This is a genomic window from Streptomyces sulfonofaciens (assembly GCF_014656295.1).
In the GTDB taxonomy this organism is placed as follows: Bacteria; Actinomycetota; Actinomycetes; order Streptomycetales; family Streptomycetaceae; genus Streptomyces; species Streptomyces sulfonofaciens.
Genome location: NZ_BNCD01000017.1, coordinates 58893 through 81082, shown reverse-complemented (window position 1 = coordinate 81082; position 22190 = coordinate 58893). Strand labels below are relative to the sequence as shown.

At 73.4% G+C, this 22190-nt stretch carries 19 protein-coding genes and 1 pseudogene; 6 read left to right on the top strand and 14 right to left on the bottom strand.

All coding sequences use genetic code 11. The features are described 5' to 3' along the window. Positions 1–94 precede the first annotated feature (94 nt). The 3 genes from IE313_RS25155 to IE313_RS25145 all read right to left on the bottom strand — a co-directional run bounded on the left by IE313_RS25155 (position 95) and on the right by IE313_RS25145 (position 2916). Entirely contained in the window at positions 95–862 is a 768-nt protein-coding gene (locus IE313_RS25155) for a nucleoside phosphorylase (protein ID WP_189936003.1), read from the bottom strand. A 139-nt stretch (positions 863–1001) separates the two neighbouring features. Beyond that, positions 1002–1763, bottom strand: coding sequence for a GntR family transcriptional regulator (locus IE313_RS25150; protein ID WP_189936001.1), 762 nt, complete (start codon positions 1761–1763; stop codon positions 1002–1004). A gap of 268 nt (positions 1764–2031) precedes the next feature. Continuing rightward, positions 2032–2916 (bottom strand): RNA polymerase sigma-70 factor, encoded by an 885-nt coding sequence (locus tag IE313_RS25145; RefSeq protein WP_189936000.1) that lies wholly within the window; start codon positions 2914–2916, stop codon positions 2032–2034. A 464-nt stretch (positions 2917–3380) separates the two neighbouring features. Here IE313_RS25145 and IE313_RS25140 point away from each other — a divergent pair, with 464 nt between their 5' ends. Beyond that, positions 3381–5006, top strand: coding sequence for a GNAT family N-acetyltransferase (locus tag IE313_RS25140; RefSeq protein WP_229924931.1), 1626 nt, complete (start codon positions 3381–3383; stop codon positions 5004–5006). 16 nt (positions 5007–5022) lie between these two features. On the opposite strand, the gene IE313_RS25135 is transcribed toward IE313_RS25140, so the two are convergent. The 10 genes and pseudogenes from IE313_RS25135 to IE313_RS25095 form a co-directional block, all read right to left on the bottom strand. Next, positions 5023–5643: a methylated-DNA--[protein]-cysteine S-methyltransferase gene (locus tag IE313_RS25135; protein WP_189936170.1), complete on the bottom strand. Its 621-nt coding sequence runs from the start codon at positions 5641–5643 to the stop codon at positions 5023–5025. Positions 5644–5648: 5 nt separating this feature from the next. After that, positions 5649–6140 carry an RNA polymerase sigma factor gene (locus IE313_RS25130; protein WP_189935998.1) on the bottom strand — a complete coding sequence of 164 codons (492 nt, stop codon included), beginning with the start codon at positions 6138–6140 and terminating at the stop codon, positions 5649–5651. Between the two features lie 233 nt (positions 6141–6373). Then, positions 6374–7855, bottom strand: a complete 1482-nt coding sequence (locus IE313_RS25125) for an amidase (RefSeq protein WP_189936168.1) — start codon at positions 7853–7855, stop codon at positions 6374–6376. Between the two features lie 685 nt (positions 7856–8540). After that, positions 8541–9287: an aminoglycoside phosphotransferase family protein gene (locus IE313_RS25120; RefSeq protein ID WP_189935996.1), complete on the bottom strand. Its 747-nt coding sequence runs from the start codon at positions 9285–9287 to the stop codon at positions 8541–8543. A gap of 115 nt (positions 9288–9402) precedes the next feature. Next, a pseudogene (locus tag IE313_RS35470) lies at positions 9403–9606 on the bottom strand (MFS transporter); the annotation flags it as partial. A 93-nt stretch (positions 9607–9699) separates the two neighbouring features. Next, a complete protein-coding gene (locus IE313_RS25115; protein ID WP_189935994.1) occupies positions 9700–10197 on the bottom strand; it encodes a methylated-DNA--[protein]-cysteine S-methyltransferase in 498 nt (165 codons plus the stop codon). 128 nt (positions 10198–10325) lie between these two features. After that, entirely contained in the window at positions 10326–11645 is a 1320-nt protein-coding gene (locus tag IE313_RS25110) for an ABC transporter permease (RefSeq protein ID WP_189935992.1), read from the bottom strand. Further along, positions 11642–12349 carry an ABC transporter ATP-binding protein gene (locus tag IE313_RS25105; RefSeq protein WP_229924944.1) on the bottom strand — a complete coding sequence of 236 codons (708 nt, stop codon included), beginning with the start codon at positions 12347–12349 and terminating at the stop codon, positions 11642–11644. The genes IE313_RS25110 and IE313_RS25105 overlap by 4 nt, the downstream gene beginning before the upstream one ends. A gap of 212 nt (positions 12350–12561) precedes the next feature. After that, positions 12562–13689, bottom strand: coding sequence for an efflux RND transporter periplasmic adaptor subunit (locus tag IE313_RS25100; protein ID WP_229924930.1), 1128 nt, complete (start codon positions 13687–13689; stop codon positions 12562–12564). Positions 13690–13726: 37 nt separating this feature from the next. Then, positions 13727–14434 (bottom strand): hypothetical protein, encoded by a 708-nt coding sequence (locus IE313_RS25095; RefSeq protein WP_189935987.1) that lies wholly within the window; start codon positions 14432–14434, stop codon positions 13727–13729. 240 nt (positions 14435–14674) lie between these two features. Here IE313_RS25095 and IE313_RS25090 point away from each other — a divergent pair, with 240 nt between their 5' ends. Next, positions 14675–16729: a sensor histidine kinase gene (locus IE313_RS25090; RefSeq protein ID WP_373317059.1), complete on the top strand. Its 2055-nt coding sequence runs from the start codon at positions 14675–14677 to the stop codon at positions 16727–16729. A 305-nt stretch (positions 16730–17034) separates the two neighbouring features. Here the strand turns inward: IE313_RS25090 and zwf are convergent, their stop codons facing one another. Next, the gene (gene zwf / locus IE313_RS25085) at positions 17035–18417 is read right to left on the bottom strand and encodes a glucose-6-phosphate dehydrogenase (RefSeq protein WP_189935985.1); all 1383 of its coding nucleotides are present in this window, start codon (positions 18415–18417) and stop codon (positions 17035–17037) included. 100 nt (positions 18418–18517) lie between these two features. On the opposite strand from zwf, the gene IE313_RS25080 reads away from it, so the two are divergent. The 4 genes from IE313_RS25080 (at position 18518) to IE313_RS25065 (ending at position 22075) form a co-directional block, all read left to right on the top strand. After that, a complete protein-coding gene (locus IE313_RS25080) occupies positions 18518–19222 on the top strand; it encodes a TetR/AcrR family transcriptional regulator (protein ID WP_189935983.1) in 705 nt (234 codons plus the stop codon). Positions 19223–19411: 189 nt separating this feature from the next. Further along, the gene (locus tag IE313_RS25075) at positions 19412–19837 is read left to right on the top strand and encodes a VOC family protein (protein WP_189935981.1); all 426 of its coding nucleotides are present in this window, start codon (positions 19412–19414) and stop codon (positions 19835–19837) included. 871 nt (positions 19838–20708) lie between these two features. After that, positions 20709–21245, top strand: coding sequence for a winged helix-turn-helix transcriptional regulator (locus IE313_RS25070; RefSeq protein ID WP_189935979.1), 537 nt, complete (start codon positions 20709–20711; stop codon positions 21243–21245). After that, positions 21242–22075 carry an enoyl-CoA hydratase/isomerase family protein gene (locus IE313_RS25065; protein WP_189935978.1) on the top strand — a complete coding sequence of 278 codons (834 nt, stop codon included), beginning with the start codon at positions 21242–21244 and terminating at the stop codon, positions 22073–22075. Before IE313_RS25070 ends, IE313_RS25065 begins: the two co-directional genes overlap by 4 nt. Positions 22076–22190 lie beyond the last annotated feature (115 nt).

The following is a 22190-nucleotide window of genomic DNA, read 5'->3' as shown; positions in this document are numbered from 1 at the left end:
ACCGGCCGCGGGACACTCGGTCGACGCGGGACACTCGATCGAACCAGGAGCGGCGCACGACGCGGCCCCGGGGCCGCGGGTTCCTCACGGGGGTTCAGCCGGCGACGAGTACGGCGGCCGCTGCGTCGAACAGGGCGTTCAGCGCCGCGAACGCGGCCGCGGCCACGAGCCCCTCCGGCGCCCACGACTCCTCGGCCAGTGAGTCCATCACCGCGACCCCCGTCGCGAAGGACACTCCCCGGTACCGAGCCACGGCGGCCAGGGACGCGGCCTCCATCTCGACGGTGAGCACTCCCTCCTCCCGGTAGGCGAGCACCTCCTGGCGCGTCTCGCGGTAGATGGCGTCAGTCGTCCAGGTGCCGCCGACCTGCACCTGCCGTCCGCGTTCCTTGAGCGCCTCGATCAGACGCGCCGTCAGCTCCTCGTCCGGTCGTACGTAGCGTGCGGGCGCCAGGTAGTGGTGCGAGACGCCTTCGTCCCGTACCGCACGGTCGCAGACGACGAGGTCACCGGGGGCCTGGCCGACGCGGAGCCCGCCGGCGCCCCCGATGCTGATCGCGCGCACCGCGCCCGAGGCGATGGCCTCCTCCAGCACGCAGGCGGCCGCCGGGCCCCCGATGCCGAACCCGCTGAGCAGGCCGACCTGCCCGCCCGCCACGTCCACCAGGTGGTAATCCCCGAAGAAGCCCTCGATGCGGCGCGATGTGTGACGCTCCAGCACCTCGTCCCGCAGCCGTGCGCTGTACACCATCACCACGCCGGACGGCAGCGCGGTCTGCTTCCGGAGGGCGTGGCGCGGGGCTTCGTGCGGTTGGAAGAGCGCCGGGAGTGCGTGCTTGCCGGGAAGGTTGGGGAAGGTCATTCGCCGAGGTTGGCGTCAGCGCGCCCGGGGGTCAAGGGCGCGGGTGCCCCTCGCCGGCGCGTACGGGCCCGGCCGCGCTCGGCTGGGCAACCGGCGCGCAGGGGCGGTGTCCGGGGGTCCGGCGGGTGGCCGTGCGGTGTCAGGAGGCGCGGGTCTCCGGGCCGTGGTGTATCTCCACGCTGCCGGAGTCGCCGAAGGTGAGGCGGCAGGTGTCGGCGCGGTAGGTGGCCAGGGAGACCGCGGCGGTGCGTCCCTCGGTGAAGAACCGGGTGGTGACGACGAGGACCGGGGCGCCCGGGAGGCGGTCCAGCTCCTTGGCATCGTCGGCGCCCGCCGAGCCCAGCTCGACGGAGCGGTCCTGGCCTTCGAGGGTCTGGCGGTGCAGCTCCCGCAGCACGGCACGCGCACGCGTGGTGCCGGTCGGCGCGTCTATCGCGGAGAGGTCGGGCACGGAGGACGCGGGGATGTACAGCAGCTCGGCGGCGACGGGCTGGCCGTGCGAGACCCGGCTGCGGCGGACCGTGTGCACGGGCTCCTGGGGCGCGGTCTCCAGCATGCGTGCCACAGCGCCCGGGGGTGCGGCCAGGGTGCAGTCGACGGCCTGCCAGCCGTCGTCGCCCGCGCCCGGCCAGGCGTGTCCGGACGGGCCTACGGCCACGCCCACGCGCGGCGGCGCGACGGTGGTGCCGACGCCGCGGCGGCGCTGGAGGCGGCCTTCGAGTTCGAGCTGTTCCAGGGCCTGCCGGAGTGTGGCGCGTGCCACACCGAAGCGGGCGGCGAGTTCGCGCTCGTTCGGCAGGATCTCCCCGACCGCGAACTCGGAGTCGAGCGCCTCACTGAGCACGGTCCGCAGGTGCCAGTACTTGGGCTCCGGCACCGATTCGAGCTGCGTGGTCCCCACCCTGTCCTCCGCAATCGCCGTGTCCTGGCAGAGTTTTGACTTCGTTCTTTATTAAAGGTTCCTGCACTATGCCCGACCATACGGCGGCGCGGGGAGTTGGTCAAGACCAATCCGCCGCACTGTTACCGCGCGTACGAGTGATGCGCGTGGTGTGCGTGATGCGCGTGGTGCGCCTGGCGCACACAAGGGCCTCGGGCTGACCCCGCACACACCCGAGCCCCTCGCCCGCCGCGGGACGAGGGGCTCGGGGCCGGGCCCCGCGTCCGTCTCAGACGTCGGCCAGATGGAGCAGCTTGTCAGGGTTGCGCACGATGTGGACGCACTGGACGCGCCCCTCGCTGACGTCGATCTGGAGCACGCTGTCCGGCTTGCCCCCGAAGAGGACCAGCACTGCGACGCCGCCGTTGACCTCCAGGAACCTGAACCGCGGGTCCGCGATGCCCTGCCGCGCCACGCCGTCCAGGAACCGTGCGACCTTGTCGGCGGACTCGATGACCCGCACCGGTGCCTTGGCCTTGCCCCCGCTGTCCCCGACCAGCCGCGCATCGGGGGCCAGCAGGGCCACGAGTCCGTCCAGGTCGCCGTCGACGGCGGCGGCGAGGAAGCGCTCGGTCAGGTCGCGGCGCTCCACGGGATCGACGTCGTAGCGCGGCCGGCGCTCGTCGACGTGCCTTCGGGCCCGGGTGGCGAGTTGGCGCACCGCCTGCTCGCTGCGGTCTAGCGTGGTGGCGATCTCCGTGAACGGGAACCCGAACGCCTCCCGGAGCACGAAGACGGCGCGTTCCAGAGGGGACAGCGACTCCAGGACGACCATGACGGCCAGCGAGACGGTGTCGGCGAGTACGGCGCGCTCCGCCGCGTCGGGGACGGTCCTGGCCAGGTCGGTGACCAGCGGCTCGGGCAGCCAGGGGCCCACGTAGGCCTCGCGGCGCGACTTGATCCGGCGCAGCCGGTCGATGGCGAGGCGGGTGGTGGTGCGAACCAGGTACGCGCGCGGGACGCGCACCTCCCCGTGCTCCGCGGCCGACCAGCGCAGCCATGTCTCCTGGACGACGTCCTCCGCGTCAGCCACCCGGCCGAGCATGCGGTAGGCGACGCCCATCAGCACGGGGCGGTGCTCCTCGAAGACCTCGGTCGCCGTGTCGGTTGCCACCCGGCCATCCCAGCGGACCGGCCTGCCGCTGTCCAGGCGGATCGGGCGCGCCCCGCGCACGGGCCGGACGGGAGCGTGCGCACGGGCCGGGCGAAGACCGCACGTACGGGCCGGGCGGGCGGCCAGGACGGTGCGCCCGGGCGCGTGGCCCGAGCGCACCGCCCGAGGCGCCGTACGCCCCCCGCTCCGCCGGGTCCGAACGCGTCCGCACCCACCGCCCGCGAGCCGGAAGCTTCGGCCAAAGGTCCGGCCGACACACACGGAGAGTGACCATCAGCGGGGGCGAGCGCCCGCCGAAGCGCACGGAGAGGTCCCTTCCGTCCGACTCGTCCATAGCCGTGCCACGGCCTCCACCTGCACGGACGGGTCCCGTTCCGGGCAGTGCGGGGAGCCCCGGGCACGGCTTTACCCAGCGGTCACGAAGCGTTCGCGACTCGGCAACACGGCTTGTACACAGTGACAGCATGAGTCCAGACATGTCTGATGTGACGCATGCACGGCACGGCCGTCCCGTCCCCCACTGGCGTCGCGATCTGGTGGAGCTGGCGGCGCTCTTCACCGCGGTCGCGGTCGCCGACGTCATGGCGAACCTCATCGGACACGGGCCGCACGGCCCCTACGTGCTGTGCGCCTACGCGGTGGCCCTGCTCACCACGGTCGCGTTCCACACGTGGTGGGCACGCCGCCACAGCCACGCCCCACCGCCGCCGGCCTCCACGGGCCCCGACCCCACCGGTGCCGTCCCCACCCGTTCCGCCCCCACCGGATCCAGCGGTGCCGTCCCCACCGGTTCCTTCCCCGCCTCCGCCGGACCGGTCCCCGGCACGGACGGCACCGCTCCCGCCGTGGCACCGCACGTCACCGCCCCTGTGGCCGCCGCACCGCCGGTACCTGCCGCCGGCCCTGCGGCGGCCCTGTCCCCCACCACGCTGTGGCGGCTGCGGACGACCGTGCGGGACGCCCCGGGATCCCTCGCGGTGCTGTGCGGGGCGATGGCCGAGCGGGAGATCGACATCCTCAGCCTGCAGACGCATCCGCTGGCCGAGGGCACCGTCGACGAGTTCCTGCTGCGGGTGCCCGCCGAGTTGACCGCTTCGGAGCTCAGCGGCACCGTCTGCGCCGTGGGCGGCGGCGACACCTGGCTGGAACGCGCCGACGCCCACGACCTGGTGGACACGCCGACGCGCGTGCTCGGCCTCGCCACCCGCACCGCCCTCGACCCGGCGGAGCTCCCGCTGGCGCTCCGGGGTCTGCTGGGCCGCTGCACCATCCGCTCGTTCCCGGCCTCCACCCGTGAGAGCCGCGGTCCGGTCACCGGTGGCAGGACGACCGGTGCGCCGGGCGTCCTGCCACCGGTCGAAGGGGCCCTTGAGGACACGGTGCTGCGCCTGCGGGCGCCCGAGGGGGAGCTGATCACCGTGGAGCGGCCCTATCTGCCGTTCACGCCGACGGAGTTCGCGCGGGCCCGGGCGCTGGTCGAACTCGACGCACGACTCGGCCCCCGGGTGCCCGCGGGCCGTGATGTGTTCACGCTGCCCCGCGGTCAGGCGGTCACCGTACGCCGGGCAGGCACCGACGACCTCGCGGCGGCCAGGGCGATGCACCGGCGCTGCTCCGCGGACACGCTGGGCCTGCGCTACCACGGCCCGGTGGGCGGCGCGGACAGCTACCTCGACCATCTGCTGAGCCCCCGTTTCGGCCGCACGCTCGCCGCACAGACGGCCTCGGGCCGGATCGTGGCGCTCGGGCATCTGATGTGGGACGGCGAGGAGTCGGAGGTCGCCCTGCTTGTGGAGGACGACTGGCAGCGCCGCGGCATCGGGCGCGAGCTGCTGGGACGGCTGGTCGCCATGGCCGTCGAGGCGGGCAGCGAGCACGTCTACGCGGTCACCCGTGCCTCCAACACCGGGATGGTCGCCACGATGCGCGGCCTGGGCCTGCCCCTCGACTACCGGATCGAGGAGGGCACGCTGGTGATCACGGCGCGCCTGGAGCCGTCGTCCGTTCCGGTCCCGGCACGTCTGCCGTACCCCGGACCGCGCCGGCGCGGTGGGTCGTTCGCGGCGGACCGAGGGCCGTCCGGCGCCTGATCGCGGCGGGCCGGGATCAGGCGGCCGACTCCAGGTCGAGGAGGAAGCGCTTGGCACCGGTCCCGCCCGCGTACCGCCCCATCGACCCGTCGGAGCGGATCACCCGGTGGCACGGCACCACGAGCGGCAGCGGGTTCGTGGCGCAGGCGGTGCCCACGGCACGTACGGCCCGCGGACTGCCCGCAGCGGCCGCCACCTGGGCGTAGCTGGCGGTGTGCCCGTAGGCGATCTCGGGGAGCCGGGCCAGGGCGTCGCGGCGGAAGGCCCGCGAGAGCTGCCAGTCCAGGGGCAGGTCGAACAGCCTGCGCCGGCCGGCGAAGTACTCGTCGAGCTGGCGGCTCGCCTCGTCAAGCCGCGCGGGAGCGCGCAGCACCCGGGGGCTCACCCGCTCCGCGAGCTGCCGCAGTGCCAGGGTGTGGTCCTGGACGGCGAAGGCGACCCTGACGAGGCCCTTCTCGGTCGCCGCGAGCAGCAGCGAACCGACCGGGCTGTCCAGGGTGCGGTAGGCGACGTCGAGGATGCCCGCGGCACCGGCCTGCGCCGCCAGCCGGGAGTGCAGCCGGCTCATGACGGCGTCGTCGGGTGCGGGCAGCGCCGCGCGGAGGCGCTCGCCGTCGGCTTCGGGGGCGTGGGTCATCGTCGTCACCGTCCCATCCTGTCGGTCTCTCGCGGATACGTGCCGCGCAGGTTCCTGATGCCGTCCGCCGCCGCCCTGCGCGCCGCGTCGGCGGTGCCGCCGGTCAGGGCGGCGATCTCCTTGTAGGGCAGGCCCGCCAGGTAGTGGTAGGCCACCGCGTGCCGCTGGCGGTCGGGGAGGTCCCCCAGCGCCCGCCACAGATCGGGGTCCGCGTCCTGCGGCAGGCCGAGGCGGGTGGGCGCGTCGGGGACCTCCCCGACCGGCGCGGGACGGCGCGCGCTCGCGCGCGTGACGTCGATGGCCTTGCGGTGCGCGATGGTGACCAGCCATGCCTCGACGTTCGCGTCGGCGGGCAGCCGCGGATATCCGCGCAGCGCGGCGAGGAACGTCTCCGACCAGGCGTCCTCCGCGTCGTGCGGGCCCACGACGGCCCGTACGACACGGAACACCGTGGGCCCGTGGTCGGTCACGATCTGTTCGAACGGCGGCTTGCTCACACCTGGTAAACGCTCCGGCCGCCAAAAACGTGAGCCCGGGCGCTACCGAGGACCGGTGGGCCGGGGCCGGGCACCCTTGGTGGGCCTTCGGCGTTCGCATCGGACGCGAAGGCTCCGCCTCTGGTGCGAACACGATCCGGCTGTCGAGGCGACCGGACGGCCGGCATGGCCGGTCCCGCGTGCCCAGGCCGCGGTCGTCAGGACCAGGCCCGGCCTCGTCCGTCATCCGCACCTCATCCTCGGAGGACATCCGGTAGTACGCCCTGCTTCGGTGCCTGGAAGCCGCCGATCCTCTGCTCCAGCAGTTCGGCCAGCCGCAGCGGGGTGCGGTCCTCGAACATCGGACCGATGAGTTGCACCCCCACCGGCAGGCCGTCGGGGGACAGGCCCGCTGGTACGGCGGTGGCGGGCAGGCCGGGCATGGTGGCCAGACCGGCCCAGACAAGCTGGTCGAAGTACGGGTACTCGACGCCATCGACGTCGATCCGGCGTTCCAGCAGATCGGGGTTGTGGTCGTGCGGGAACGCGGGAGTGGGCGTGATCGGGCACACCACGGCGTCGAACTCGGTGAAGAGCTGCCGCCAGCCGTGACGGTGGAGCTCGCGACGGTCGTTCGCCTCGATCCAGTCGCGGTGGCTGAACGCCATCCCGCGCAGCCGCACCGCGTCGAGACTCTGGTCGTCCGCGCTCAGTCCGGCGGCGCGGGTCCGAAACTGCTCGTACGCTTCGACGGGAAGGCGCGCGACGGAGCCCGAGAACAGCAACTGCGTGTAGAGCGTCGCGGCTTCGGCCAGGTCGGGCAGCAGCGGAGTGTGCCGTTCGACGTGGGCGCCGCCGTCGACAAGTGCGTCGGCCACCCGGTTCACGCCGGCCCGCACAGCGGACCCGGTCGGAATGAACGGATGCTCTTCGAGGACCAGCACCCGGAAGTCGCTCAGCCGCTGGTGGCGTGCGAGCGGCAGCGTCAGGTCGTGCGCCACGCCGAGCGTCAGCGGGTCCGGCCCGGCCATGACGTCGAGCAGGAGCGTGAGGTCGCGGGCGGTGCGCGCCATCGGGCCGACGACGGCGAGGTCGAGGTCGACCGGCAGTGCCGGAGTGGTCGGCGGGACCATACCGCGGTTCGCCACCAGTCCGAGCGTCGGCTTGTGCGCGTAGACACCGCAGAAATGCGCGGGGGTGCGCAATGAACCGCCGATGTCGGAACCGATGGACAAGGCGCCGAATCCAGCCGCCAGGGCCGCCGCCGATCCGCCGGACGATCCGCCCGGCGTGCGAGCATGGTCCCAGGGGTTGTTGGTGGTGCCGTAGATCTCGTTGAAGCTCTGCAGATCCTGCAGCCTCAAGGGCACATTCGTCTTACCGAGCACCACAGCGCCGGCGGCCCGGAGCCGCGCCACCTGTATCGCGTCCTCGGTCGGCACAAAGTCCCGGTACATCGGCATGCCCCAGGTCGTGGGCAGCCCGACGATGTTGTAGCACTCCTTGACCGTCACCGGAATGCCGAGCAGTGGCCGGTCCTCGCCGCGGGCGCGCGCCTGGTCTGCACCGCGCGCGGCGGCCCGCGCACGGTCGAAGTCCGGCACGCAGATCGCGTTGATCGCCTTGTCGTCGCGCTCGATACGAGCGATTGCCTCGTCGGTCAGCTCCACCGATGTCACTTCGCCGGAACGCAAGGCGGCCGCGATTTCTTCTGCATTCTGAGATTTCCACTCCATGAATGCGACCGTACTGGCCTCTGGGAGAGGCCATGAAATACCGATTCGCACAATGGGATACGCCTGTCGAATCATCATGTTGCGCTGTCCGCCGCACATTCGCCCGACCGCCGGCCATGGCGAGACGCGGCGGCCTGGCGCACCTGCGGAGATGGTCACGACGGAGGCGCCCCAGCGCCCCGATCGACGGCTGTCCCCCCTCGTAGGCGCACGGCACACCGCTCGCGGCAATCATCACCGGGGCGACCGCGACGACGTCACCCAACTGATCCCGCTGATCCAGGCCGTGCCGACGATCCGCTGCAAGCGCGGCCGGCCACTGCGCCGCCCCAGCTATCCGTACGCCGACCGCGGCTGTGACCACGAGGTCTACCGGGACAGGGTCCGCCAGTTCCAGATCACCCCCCATCGCGCCCGGTGCGGCACCGGGCACGGCTCCGGCCTGGGTGTGTACCGCCGGGCCGTGGAAGGAGCGATCGCGCTGCTGCACTGGTCCCGCCGCCTGTGCATCCGCTGGGAGATCCGCGCCGACTTCCACCACGCGCTCGCCACCTTGGCCGCGCCGTCATCCGCCGGCGACGACTGCGCACCGCACTGCGTTGGGAGCAAGGGCGGGCGATGCGCCGCGGGGCACGGCCTGCTCGATGCGTCAGAACGCACTTGCAGCAGTCGGGCCCGCGCAACCTCACATCCGGGATCTCAGCACGTCGACCTCGCAGCCCGGCGCGAAGGGGTCGAAGCCGTGCTCGACCAGCCAGCGAACCCCCAGCAGGCTGCGCAACGACCACCATGCACGGATCACGTCGAGGTCGACGTCAGTGCCATAACCGGCGATGACGTCGTCGAGGTGCTCCTCGTGTCCGAGCGTCAAGGTGGCGAGGTCGAACACGGCATCACCCCGGCCCGCCTCGGACCAGTCGATGATGCCGGTGACCTCGTCGCCGTCGACAAAGACGTGCTCGACCTGCAGGTCGCCGTGTGTGAACACCGGTTTCCACGGCCGGAGCGCGGCCTCGGCGACCTGGAGGTTGCGGGTGACCAGGTCGGCGGGCAGGAGGCCGTTCGTCACGAGCAACTCGCACTCGCCGTCGAGTTCCGCCACCAACTCGTCGGGACCCTGGCGGCGCCGGCCCACCCAGGGCGGCAACGGCGCCTCGTGCAACTGCCGGACGGCGGCACCCGCCGCGGCCCACGCCGCCGGCGACGCGGCCGACGGCTCACCGAGACGGCCGAGCGCCGCCCCCGGGACGGCGGCGATCGCGAGCACGGGCGGCTTGCGCCACAGGACCTTGGGTGTCGGGACCGGCGCGAGGGACATCGCCTCGACCTCGACGTCGATGCGCTCCTGATCGGCGTCCACCTTCAGGAACACGTCGCCGACCCGCAGGGTCGCACGCTCGGAATGGGAGACGACGACTTCGACCTCATCCATGGGCGCCCAGTATCCCGGGGATGATCGACGACGTCGCCGGATTTTCTCCCCGCGAGACCCGGCCCGAGGGTTGCGGCACTCGGTTCCGAGGAGCGGTTGCCAGGTGCGGTCGTGGTCAATGACGGGGTAGGGACGCCTTTCCATCGAAATCCAGCGGGAGTTCGCGGTTACTCGTCGGCCGGCGGGACGTCGGCAGGTCCCGGGATCGCCGGATCGGGGACAAGAGCAGGATCAGTGCGGCGAGCGGGACCCCTGCTGTCGTGATGGCCATGGCGGTGCGGAGGCCGAGTGCGGTTCCGAGCGCGCCGCCGAGCCGGGCACGGGCGGCGGCCGGGCCGTCGTTGGTTACGGCGAGGCGCGGGGGCGCCGGTTTCACACCCGGCCGGGGGCGTACCCGGGGCCGGGCCCCGGCTCAGAACAGCCGGTCGGCCGCCGCGGCGGCGGGCTCCTCCAGGCCGAGCAGGAACCGCTTGCGCTCCAGCCCGCCCGCGTACCCCCGAAGGCTGCCGTCGGCCGCGACGACCCGGTGGCACGGGATGACCACCGACAGCGGGTTGCGGGCGCTGGCGGCGCCCACCGCCTGGGCCAGCGCCGGATCGCCCAGTGCACGGGCGAGGTCCGCGTACGAGCGTGTCTCGCTGTACGGGATGGTCCTCAGGAGCTCCCAGACCCTGCGCTGGAAGTCGTTGCCGCGGGGCGCGAGCGGCAGGTCGAACTGCCGCCTGTGCCCGGCGAAGTACTCGGCCAGTTGCTGCCTGACGGCCTCGAAGCCCTCGCCGGTGCGTGTCCCGAGGACATCGGCGGACGGGCCGCGCCTGTGCCCCTCGAAGTACAGGCCCACCAGCGCGCCGTCCTGTGCCACCACCGTCAGATCTCCCACCGGCGAGTCGACGAGCGTGTGCGTCCTCATCCCGGCCTCCCTCTCCGTCTCGGGTCTGTACCGGCCGCTCTTCCCGGCACCCGTGGGCAAGACGCACGGGCACCGCGCGACGTAGAGCCGCCCGCCGGCGCGGCCGCCGGGCCGCGGGTCCCCCGCGCTCACACCGTCGCCAGCGCCTCCGTAGGGGTGAGCCGGGCCGCGCGCACCGCCGGGTAGACGCCGGCGGCCACCCCGATGACGACCGTACCCGCCGTCCCCGCCAGCACCGCGAGCGGTGGTACGACGGGCGGCCAGCCCTGGTAGGCGGCGTACGCCACGGTGGCCGACACACCGAGGACCGTGCCGGCCGTCCCGCCCAGCAGGGAGAGGACCACGGACTCCGTGAGGAACTGGCCCCGGATCTGGCCCCGGTTCGCGCCGAGCGCCCGCCGGAGCCCTATCTCCCTGCGCCGTTCGAGGACGGAGATGTACATGGTGTTGGCGACCCCGATACCGCCGACCAGCAGTGCCACCCCGGCCAGACCGAGGAAGAGCGCGGAGAACGTGCTCTCGGTGGCCCGCTTCGCCGCCAGCGCGTCCGACGGCCGGCTGACCTGCACGAGGCCGGGCAGCTTCGGGTACACGGTGGCGGGCAGCACCGCCGCCACGTCCTCGACCGCCTCCTCGCGGGCCCTGACGTAGACCACCGTGGGGTGCCCGTCGAAGCCGAGGTTGCGCTCCGCCGCGACCCAGCCGACCAGCACGGAGCGGTCCAGGTCCGGTGCCAGCGGGACGGGGTCGAGGATGCCGATCACGGTGAACCACCGCTTCTGGATGGTCACCTGCGGTGGCTCCTGCCCCCGTACGAGGCGCGGGATGCCGAGGCGCGCCGCGGCCTGGTGGCCGAGCACGACCGTCGGCAGCCGGTCGGTGGCCCGGTCGAGGAACCTCCCGGACCTGATCCGGGCGCCGACCGCGGGCAGCAGGTCGTCCTGGCCGGCCAGCACGCTCAGCCCGAGGCCGTCGTCGGGGTCGGTGCGGTCCGAACGGCGCACCAGCGCATGGGTGTTGGCGACCGCGCTGGTCCGGATGACCGGGCCGATGCGCGCCGCCATCCGTGCGGCGCCGGGCGGCAGCAGAACGGGGGGCTGCTGGTTCGGCAGCGGCTCGGCGCGCAGCATGTTGGTGCCGAGCGCGGACAGCCGCTCGTTCAGGTCCTGCCGACTGGACGCCGGTATCGCGGTCACCAGGACCAGCGTCGCGATGCCGATGGAGATGCCGAGCGCGGAGAGCGCGGCCCGCATCCTGCGGGTACGGATCCCGAGCATCCCGAGCCGCAGCACGTCGAACGGAGTGAGGCGGACCGGTCTCAGGCGGGCGGCGGACCGCCGGGAGCGCGGCCCGCGCCCGCGCTCGTGCCCCCGCTCGGGTCCGGGCCCGGCGGCGGGTGCGGCGCCGCGGGGCGCCGCCCTGGACGCCCTGCCGTCGTGGCGGCTCATCGGTGCCTCCCGGTGTTCGCGGTGTTCGCGGTGTTCGCGGTGTTCGCGGTGTCGAGGACGATGCGTCCGTCCCGCATCTCGACCTGCCTCGGCAGCCGTGCCGCGATGTCGCGGTCGTGGGTGATGACGGCGATGGTGGTGCCGTCGCCGTTCAGGGCGATCAGCAGATCGAGGACGGCCTGGCCGTTGGCGGTGTCGAGGGCACCGGTGGGTTCGTCGGCGAGGACCAGCGCGGGTTCGTTGACCAGCGCGCGTGCGATGGCGACGCGCTGGCGCTCGCCCCCGGAGAGCTGGTGCGGCAGGTGGGACGTGCGTGCGGCCAGTCCGACCCGGTCGAGTGCCGAGAGCGCCAGGGCGCGGCGTCTGCGGCGGGACACGCCCGCGTAGAGCAGACCGGTGGCGACGTTCTCCGCGGCGGTGAGCCCGTCGGTGAGGTGGAACTGCTGGAAGACGAAGCCCAGCCGGCGGCCGCGCAGCGCGGACAGCCGCCGGTCGGTCAGGCGCGCGGCGTCCTGGCCGCCGATCTCGACCGTGCCGCTGCTCGGCAGGTCGAGGGTGCCCATGATGTTGAGCAGGGTGGACTTGCCGGAGCCCGAGGGGCCGACGATGGCGAGGAGTTCGCCCTCGTAGATGGCGAGCGAGACGTCGTCCAGGGCCCTGACGCCACCGGGGTACGCCTTGCGGGCGTGGCGCACCTCCAGCACGGTCGCGCGGCCGGCTCCGCCGCGGGACCGGTCGCCCGGCCCCGCCCCGGCCTCCGTCACCGCCCCCGGCTCCGGTCCCCGCTCCGCCCCCTGCTCCGCCTGCGCCGCCTGCGCCTGCTCCGGCTCCGTGCGGGTCCGCGGTCGGCGCGTGCCCCTCGGTACGGGTCGCGGTCGCGGATCGGTGCCCCGCGGGGGCATGGCCTCGGACGCCGTCACGAGGCCGTCACCACCCGCTCGCCCGCCGTGATGCCGTCCCCGGACACCTCGACCATGCCCTTCGCGAAGAGGCCGGTCCTGACGCCCAGCAGCCGTCCGTCGGGCCGCTGGAGCGCATAGCCGCCCTCGCTCAGCGCAAGCAGCGCGCCGACCGGTACGGCGAGGACCTGCCTCCTGGTCTCGGTGGTGAAGGTGACCTGCACGGACGCCGTGTCGAGTCCGGCCACGTCGTCGCTGTCGGCCGGTACGACCGTGACCTGGAGGGTCGCCGCGGTGCCGACACCCGCGTCCTGGCCGTCCTGCCCCGCGCCGCCCTGCACGGTGGTGCCGACGGAGGCGACCTTGCCGGGGACCTCCTTGGTGTCGGGCAGGGTGATGGCGACCGTGTCGCCCTTGTGGATCGGGTCCGCGTCCGACGCGTCGACCTTGACGCCGATGGACTTCTTCGTCGAGGCCACCGTCAGCAGGGGTGCGGCGACCGGATCGCCGAGCTGGGCCTTGAGCGCGTCGACCCGTACCGTGCCGGGCAGCACGACGACCTGACCGGGGCCGAGCGTGCCCGTCTGCTGCTGACCGGTGTCCCGCTGCCACCGCTTGACCGCGGCCAGCAGCGCGGAGGTGAGCTTGGTGCCCGACTCGGCCGGCACACCACCGGCGGAACCGCCCGTGTTGCCCGTGCTGCCCGTGGTCCGGGGTTGTCCCGCGTTCGCGGGCGTGCCCGTGTCGTAGCCGAGGGCACGCAGGTTCTCGTCGAGCACGGTGACGTCCCGGCCGGTGACGCCGGGCTCGGCCAGCTTCCTGAAGATCGGTGTGTCGCCGAGGAAGACCATCACGGGACGGTCGTCCACCCAGTACAGCGGTGTGCCACGGGAGATCGTCGAGCCCGGCTCGGGCAGCCGGGTCACGGATCCCCCTCCGGTGCCCTTGATCGTCGTCGGCGTGCCGTGGCCCAGGGTGCCGGGCAGGGTCTCGGCGTTGGAGAGGTCCATCCGCTTGACGCGGGTGGTCTCGGCCCGGGGCGGGCCCGCCGCCTTCGGCTCGCGCGTCCTGCCGTGCGCCACGAGCGCCTTCGCCCCGTACGTGCCGCCCGCCGCGACGGCCAGCACAGCGACCACCGCGACCACGCGCCTGCCCCTCCTGCCCCGCGGCGCGTCCGTTTCGCTATCGCCTGCCACCGAACGCCTCCGTCGTGCAGTTCCGCTCCACCCCGGGCTGCTCGGACTCGGGCAGCGAGGACGTCGCGTCGCTGTCGTACGTCCAGCCGAGGCCGTCGGAGTAGACGCTGGTGTCGGGCACCATATGGATCTTCATGCCGTGCTTCTTCAGGCACTTCACGTAGGTGCGGTAGTCGTCCGCGTAGTGCGGGTTGGTCCTGGGGGACGTCTCGGGTGGCTGACGCGGCAGTTTGACGAGGCAGGCGTCGTAGGCGGGCCGGTACCTGTCCTCCTGGCCGGGCGGCACCAGCGGCCACGCCTGTTTCTGGCCCGCGGCGGCCGCACGCTGGGTGTTCATGGGAACGCCGTGCGCCTGGAGACAGGCGTGGTACGCGTCGGTCAGCCGAGCGCTCTCCTCCTCGGAGGTGTCCAGGCGGAGTTGGGGGCGCTTGGCCTGCACGGCGTCGGACGACGCGCCGCCGCCCGCGCCCGCGCCGTGACGCGCCCCACCGGCCCCGGGCGAGCCGCCGGCCAGCGAGTCGACCTCCTTCCCGCCGCTCGGGCCACCGCCCGTGCCGCCGCCCGTGCCGCAACCGGCCAGGACGGCGGCGGCCAGGACCGCGGCGCACAGGGCCGCGGCCCTGGTGGCGGGGCCACGGGGCGGGCGGACGGCGGGAGGGGGATGCGGGAGCAGGCGCTGAGTGTGGACTGACATGGCGGTGAGCCTGCCGTGCGATTGTCAGAACCGTGTCAGGGACCGGTGGTCGGCCCATGGTCACCGCACAGCCCTGCACCGCGGCCGGGGGTGCGTTCCTAGACTCACCGTCATGTGCACGCAGGTGACGACGGCCGGGTGCGGCGAGGACGGCGAGGACCGGGCGGCGGCCGGAGCGTGCCGCCCACCCGGGTCCACGGCCTGCGGCCGCGGGACGGATGGGGGGACCGCGTGAGGAGGGTGCAGAGACCGGACGCGTCCGCCCCCGACCGCGACGCCCAGGACGCGAACGCCCGCGACCGCCGTGCCCGGGAGGCATCCGCCCGCGACCGCCACGCCCCGGCCGCGTGCCGTCCGGCCGGGACCGCGACCGGAGAATCCGGGCCGGACGGGACCGCGGCCGGTGCCCCCGGGCCGGACCGGGCCGAAACGGACGCGGCCGGGTCGGACGGGGAGCTGCCGGAGCGTGGTGTACCGCTGCGGCGCAGTCTGCTGGTGCGGCTGCTTGCCGTCTCCGTGCTGGTCTCCGTCTGCTCGATCGCGGCGACGGCCTGGGTGGTGGTGCGGACGACGGCCGTGGCGATCGGCCAGGAACGCGGGCAGGCACTCGCCGACGACGCCCGGATCTACGACGCGCTCATCGGCTATGCCGCCACCCACCCGCGCTGGGACCAGGTCGCACCCACCGTCGCCGGGCTGGCCGGCAGTACCGGGCACCGCATCGTGCTGCTGGACAAGGAGGGGCGGCCGATCGCCGACTCAGATCCGGTGGCCGGGCACCCCTACCGGCCGCCGGACAAGCCGACGGCCCTCATCGATCCGCTCGCGGTCGATCCGCAGTTGCTGCCCGCCGCCGCGTCCGACGGGATCGACCCACGGGCCGTCGGCCCCTACCGGCTGTCCGACGGTGAGCGCAGCCGGCTGGAGGTCACTGCGGGCCGTATCGTCTCCTGCCTGCGTGACGAGATGGGCGTCCAGGCGCGGATCGAGACAGAACCCGGCGGACGGCCCAGAGTGATCAGACCTGACGGCGAGCCCCTGGGCAATCCCGGCTCGGGACCCGCGCCCGCGGGCATCACGCGGTGCTCCACCGGCGTGCTCGACACCGCCACCAGCACCGAGGCGAAGGCCCTCAAGGCCCTGAACAAGCTGGTCAACGCCTGTCTCGCGGGGCGTGGCGCGGCCGGTGTACGGCTGGCGCTCGACGGTACCTGGACACCGGCGTCGGCAGGTCGCGCCGTCCCGTCCGCACAGGCCGCCTCGTGCCTCGGCACCAGCCGCAGCCAGCAGCTCGCCCCGTACGTGGCCCCGGTGGCGCGGCTGTACGTCAGCAGTCCCGGCCGGACGGCCACCACGTTCTTCGACCTGTCCGCGGGCAACAAGACCCGGATCGCGGGTGGTGCCGCGCTGGTGCTGCTGGTGACCGTGGCGGTCACCACGCTCGCCGGCATCCGGCTGGTCCGGCCGCTGCGGGCCCTGACGCAGGCGGCGCGGCGGATGGAGGGCGGTGACATCTCCGCGCGGGTGGCGGTCACCGGGCGGGACGAGATCGCGCGGCTGTCCACGGCGTTCAACGCGATGTCGGCGCGGCGCGCCCGACTGGAGTCGGTGCGCAAGGCGATGACCAGCGACGTCGCCCACGAGCTGCGGACCCCGTTGAGCAACATCCGGGGCTGGCTGGAGGCGGTGGAGGACGGCGTCGCACGGCCCGACTCCGAACTGGTGGCACTGCTGCTGGGCCAGGCGCGGCTGCTCCAGCACATCATCGACGACCTGCGGGACCTGTCGGAGGCGGACGCGGGCGAACTGCGGCTGTCGAGGGAGCCGGTGGAGGTGGCCGAGCTGCTGGCGGCCACGGCCATGGCGCACCGGGCGAGCGCGGAGGCGGCGGGTGTACGGCTGACGGTCGCGGTGGACCCGTCGCCGCCGCTGGTCGTGGACGCCGACCGGGTACGGCTGCGCCAGGCGGTCGGCAACCTCGTCTCCAACGCGATCCGGCACACGCCCGCCGGCGGCCGCGTCGTGCTGCGGTCGCGGCGCGAGGGGGACGCGGTGGCGATCGAGGTGGCGGACACCGGGGCGGGCATCGCGCCCGGCGAACTCCCCCATGTCTTCGACCGGTTCTGGCGCGCCGAGAAGTCACGCAGCCGCCGGGGCGGCGGCAGCGGTCTCGGGCTGTCCATCGTCCGCAAACTGACCGAGGCGCACGGCGGTACGGTCTCCGCCACCAGTACGCCCGGCAAGGGTTCCCGTTTCGTCCTGCGCATCCCCGCACCGCGCGGCCCGGCGGGGTGAGGGCAGTGCCTACCGCGGCGGCGCGTGCCGTACACGGGCGCCGCGCGGCCGCGGGGCGGCACCGTGCGCACGCGCGGCGGCACCGCGACGGCCGGCGGATCCGGTGGCCGACGGGTGACGGCGCCGAGGGTGGCGGGACCCGTGGGCGGTGGTCGGCGCGGCGCGGTCCGCTCCGGCAGGCCCCCGGGAACCGGCCCGCCCCCGGGAACCGGCACGCGCCGCGCGGACACGTGCCACCGTCCTGCCACCTGCCGCGGCCCGGACACCTGCCGCGGCACGGGTACCTGCCGCAGCACGGACGCGGGTCACGGCGCGCTCCGCTCCGGGTGCGCGTCCACGCCGAGCCGTTCCGCCTCCGCGGGGCCCCAGCCGCCCGGCTCGTACGGCAGGGGAGCCTGCTCGGGGTCGAGCAGCGGGCCGACGATCCGCCACTGCTCCTCGATCACACGGGGATCCACGAACCGGTCGGAGCGCCCCCGCATGGCGTCGTCGAGCAGCCGTTCGTAGGCTTCCTGCCGCGGGCCGAGGACGGTTTCCAGGTCGAGCGGCACCCGCACCGTCCGGCTCACCGCGTCGGGGCCCGGGGACTTGACCTGCAGGGAGAACGTCAGGCCGTCGTCGCGGCCGAGCCGCAGGTGCAGTTGGTTGCCCTCGGGCGAGCCGGAGCCCGAGTCGGCTCCGGCGAACAGGGCGCCCGTGGGCCGCCGCAGTCCTATCACCACGTCGGTCGCGTTCTCGCGCAGGTTCTTGCCGGCCCGCAGGACGAAGGGCACACCGCGCCACCGGGCCGTGTCCACGCTGAGGCGTGTCGCCACGTAGGTCTCCGTGGTGGACCCGGGGGCCACCCCGGGCTCGTCCTGGTAGCCGAGGTACTGGCCGCGCACGGTGGTGTCCAGGGAGAGCGGGCGCATGTGGCGCAGCGCGTCGACGCGGGCCTCCTGGACCTGCTCGGCAGTGGCCGGCGGTTCCATGGCGATCAGTGCCGCGATCTGCAGCGCGTGGTTCTGGAGCACGTCGCGGACGGCACCGGCCGCGTCGTAGAAGCCGGCGCGCCCCTGGGTGCCGAACTTCTCGGCCAGCGTGATCTCCACCTTCGCGATGTGCTCCCGGTTCCACATCGGCTCGAAGAAGGCGTTCGCGAAGCGCAGGGCGAGCAGTCCCTCGACCGGCTCCTTGCCGAGGTAGTGGTCCATCCTGAGGATCCGCTCGGCGGGGAACGCGGACCGCAGCTTGTCGTCGAGCGCACGTGAGGAGGACGCGTCGTAGCCGAAGGGCTTCTCCACGACGACCCTCCCCCGGTCCGCGAGTCCTGCGGCCCGCAGTCCGTCGACCGCGTCGCCGAACACGGCGGGGGGCACGGCCAGGTAGAAGACGGGGTGCTCGGCGCCCTCCAGCCGCTCGGCCAGGCGCCGGTACAGCCCCTCGTCGGCATAGTCGCCGCTGACCATGGACAACCGCCCCGCCAACTCCTCGAAAGCGGGCTCGTCCACGTCCGGCCGTACCTCCTCGACGGCCTTGCGCGCGGTCGCCACCAGCCTGCCGTCCTCCCATCGGGACCGGGCGACGCCGACCACGGGCACGCCCAACCCACCCCGCAGGGCCAGGTGGTAGAGGGCGGGCAGGAGCTTCTTGAAGGCCAGGTCGCCTGTTATTCCGAAGATCACAACGGTGTCGGCGCGGGTTCCCACGATCGGCCGCCTCTCAAACGCGAACTCATTGGAACGGTGGATCCGAACCCTTCAACGCCGGTGGTGGAAAGTCAATTCCAACTTTGGGTACGCTGGCCGTATGACCTGGCAGGACTCCGTCGCGCCCACCACCGAGCGGAGGCTCACGGCGGCCGGGCGGCGCACTCGCGAGCGCATCGTCAGGGCGGCCGCCGGCCTCGTCTTCCGCAGGGGCGTGGCCGGCACCAGCATCCCGGACGTCCAGCAGGCGGCCGGTGTCAGCGCCTCGCAGATCTACCACTACTTCGGCGACAAGCAGGGCCTCGTCCGGGCCGTCGTCGACCACCAGGTCACGGCGACACTCGACCGCCAGCGGCCGGCCCTGGACCATCTGGACAGCTTCGCGGCACTGCGCGCCTGGTGCGAGGAGACCGTCGCCGGGCAGGCGCGGCGTGGTTGCGAGGGCGGGTGCGAGATCGGGTCGCTGGCCGGTGAGCTCGTGGAGACGGGCCCGGACACACGCGCGGAGCTGGTCGCCGCGTTCGAGCGCTGGGAGGCGCCGATCCGCGCCGGTCTCGTCCGCATGCAGAGGAGCGGCGAGTTGGACGCCTCCGCCGACGTCCACGATCTGGCCACGGTGCTGCTGACGTCGCTCCAGGGCGGGTTGCTGCTCGCGCAGGTGCGCCGCAGCGTCCACCCGCTCAAAGCGGCCACCGACGCCGCGATCGCCTACGTGGAGTCGTTCGCCGCACGGCCCCGTCCGGAGATGGGGCCGGGCACCGAGCCCCCCGCCCGTGACCTGCCGGACCGCGTACGCGAGCCGTGAGCGCGCCCGCACGCCGTGCGGGTGCCGGGACCGCTTCCCGGTATCCCGGGCATCCAACAATCCCGGCATCCGGGGGGGCCGGGGGTGCCCCTGCGACCGCACGACACCGCAGCGGTCCGCGAGGGCCGGCCGGTCAAGAGGCGGATTCCTGACAAGACATGGGCGGCAGCCCCCTGCTACGGTGCGCCGATGCCATCGATCAGAGAGTTCCAGGTCACCTTCGACTGCGCGGAACCCGAGCGTGTCGCTCGTTTCTGGTGCGAGGTGCTGGGGTACGTCGTATCGCCCCCGAAGGGCTTTGCCACGTGGGACGCTTTCGATCGCTCGCGGCCGCCCGAGGACCGGGGTTCGTGGTTCGCCTGCAGTGATCCCTCGGGGGCGGGCCCGCGGCTGTTCTTCCAGCGCGTGCCCGAAGGCAAGGTCGTCAAGAACCGGCAGCACCTTGACGTACGGGTCGGCACCGGGCTCGTGGGCGAGGAGCGTCTGGCCGCGCTCGAGGCCGAATGCGCACGACTGGTCGCGCTCGGCGCGGTACGCGTGCGCCTGCTGGCCGACGACAACGATTCGTGCATCGTGATGCAGGACATCGAGGGCAACGAGTTCTGTCTCGACTGAGCACGCCCCGAGACGGCGAGGCGGGAAGCCGTCCCCCTCGGGCCCGACTCGAACGCGGCCCTGGCCGCCGTCCGCGATGACCGTGGTCCCGCCGGCGCCGCGGCGGCATGGGGCGGCCCCTACGTCACGCCGCCCGCTGCCACACGAACTGTCCGCCGGCGTGCGGAGCGGGGACTGTCCGGTCGTCCGCGACGGGTCGGCGGACGACGGCGTGGCGCCTCTCCCGAAACCGGAACCGAACCCGGAACCGGAACCGCGCGACCTTCCGCCACTTCCGGTCCCCTCGTACGGCCCTCCTCGACCCGTGCCGGTCCTCCTCTTCGAGAAGGACACCGAAACCGCCGCGGTCCTGACACTTCGCTTCCCCTCGGAGAAAGGCGAGCCGCGGAAGCTGATGGGGAACCCTCCTTTCCGAGCGGCCGCCCTCTCCGGGCCCCACCACCGTCGGGGGGTGTGCGACTCGTACGGATCCGCAACGGTAGGTGCTCCGGGTCGTTGATCACTGTGTGAGCGCACCGGTGGGGAACGCACGGCAGTGGTCGCCGTCGGCGCGGAGTCCCCTCGGGCCGCGGACGCCGGCCGCGTCGGTGGCGAGCCGGACTCCCGAGGATGGCGCGGCGGTCTGCCGGGTCCCGCCCAAGGCGGTGGACAACCGGTGGGCGAATGCGGGCGGCCGGTGCGCACGCGGCCAGTCGCCCTCACGGCCGCCCGCGGACCCCCTTCGCGGCCCTCCGCGGGGCCAGCCGGGAAACACCATCGGCGTCCGCCCGGCCATGGCCGGCCGTCGGCACGCGGGCGAGGGCCGCGGGTTGCCGACCGTCAGGTCAGGGGCGTACAGTCCATATTCACTTTCTTCAAGAAAGGAAACAGGATGCCCCTCCGCTCGGACTGGTCGGACAAGCCGTGCCCGATCGCTCGCGGCCTCGATGTTCTCGGTGACGCGTGGACGCTGGTGATCCTTCGCGAACTGTTCGCCGGCAACGCCCGCTTCGAGGGTCTGCGCACCGAACTCGGCGCATCCGACAACGTGCTCGCGACCCGCCTCGCGCGCATGACCGAGGCCGGTCTGGCGGAGCGGATCCCTTACGGCGGTACGGTGCGCCCGCGCGTCGAGTACCGCCTGACCGACGCCGGGCACGACGCCCTGCCCGTACTCCACGCCCTCGCCCACTGGGGGGCGAAGCACACCGCGGCACCGGAACGGGCACGGCCGATGGCGATCACCTGCACCGGGTGCGGCCGGCCGACACGGTCCGCTGACTGGTGCACCACCTGCGACCGGCCGCTGACCACCGAGCGGACCGCGTGGACCCGGCCCGGCACCGGCGGGCCTCCCATACGCCTCGCCTCTGTCGTACGACCTGCTTCCCCGGGGACGCATGTGCAACCCAAGGAGACGAATCCGTGAAGAAATGGACCCATTTCTCCGTCACCGCCGAGACCCGGCGTCTGTGGAGGATCACATTCGACAGCCCGCCCATCAACCTGGTGTCCCCGGAGATGCTCACGGAGCTCCCCCAACTGGTCGATGCGATGGAGGCTGCTCCGGAGCTGCGCGTGGCCGTGTTCGAGTCGGCGAACCCCGAGTACTTCCTGAACCACTACGACACCTCCCGGGTGGCTGAGACTCCCAAGGAACCGGGCCCGAGCGGCTACCCGCCGCTGATCGACGCCAGCACGCGCCTGTCACGCCTGCCGGTCGTCTCGATCGCCAAGGTCCGGGGCCGGGTCAGGGGCGTGGGCAGCGAGCTGATCCAGGCGATGGACATGCGTTTCGCCAGTGAACGGGCGCTGTTCTGCCAGCCCGAGACCGCCAACGGCAACCTTCCCGGCGGCGGCGGCCTCGAACATCTGCCCCTGCTGCTCGGCCGTGCCCGCGCGCTGGAGGTGGCCCTGTCCAGCGACGACTACCCGGGTGAGCTGGCCGAGCGGTACGGCTGGGTCAACCGCACGGTTCCCGACGGCGAACTCGATGCGCTCGTCGACACGCTCGCCCGCCGCGTCGCCTCCTACGACAAGGAATCGATCGCCGCGGTGAAGCAGCAGGTCAACCGATCCACGCTGCCGTCCGCGGAGGACCTGCGGTCCTCCTACGACCTCTACATGCACTCATTCGGCTGGCCGGGGTCCAAGCGCAGGCTTCCTGCCGCGCTCGCGGCAGGGCGCAACCAGCCGGGCGACTACGAGATGCGCCTGGGATACCACCTCGGGCGCCAGCCCGAGGAAGGCACACGGTGAAACCCGTGAACCGGACCGGCAACGGTCGGGGAGATTGCGGCACAGTCGCCGAAGGGGGGCCGGGCGACGGGTGGCCCGCGGCAATCCCCGGAGCGCACAGGCGCCCATGACCTCG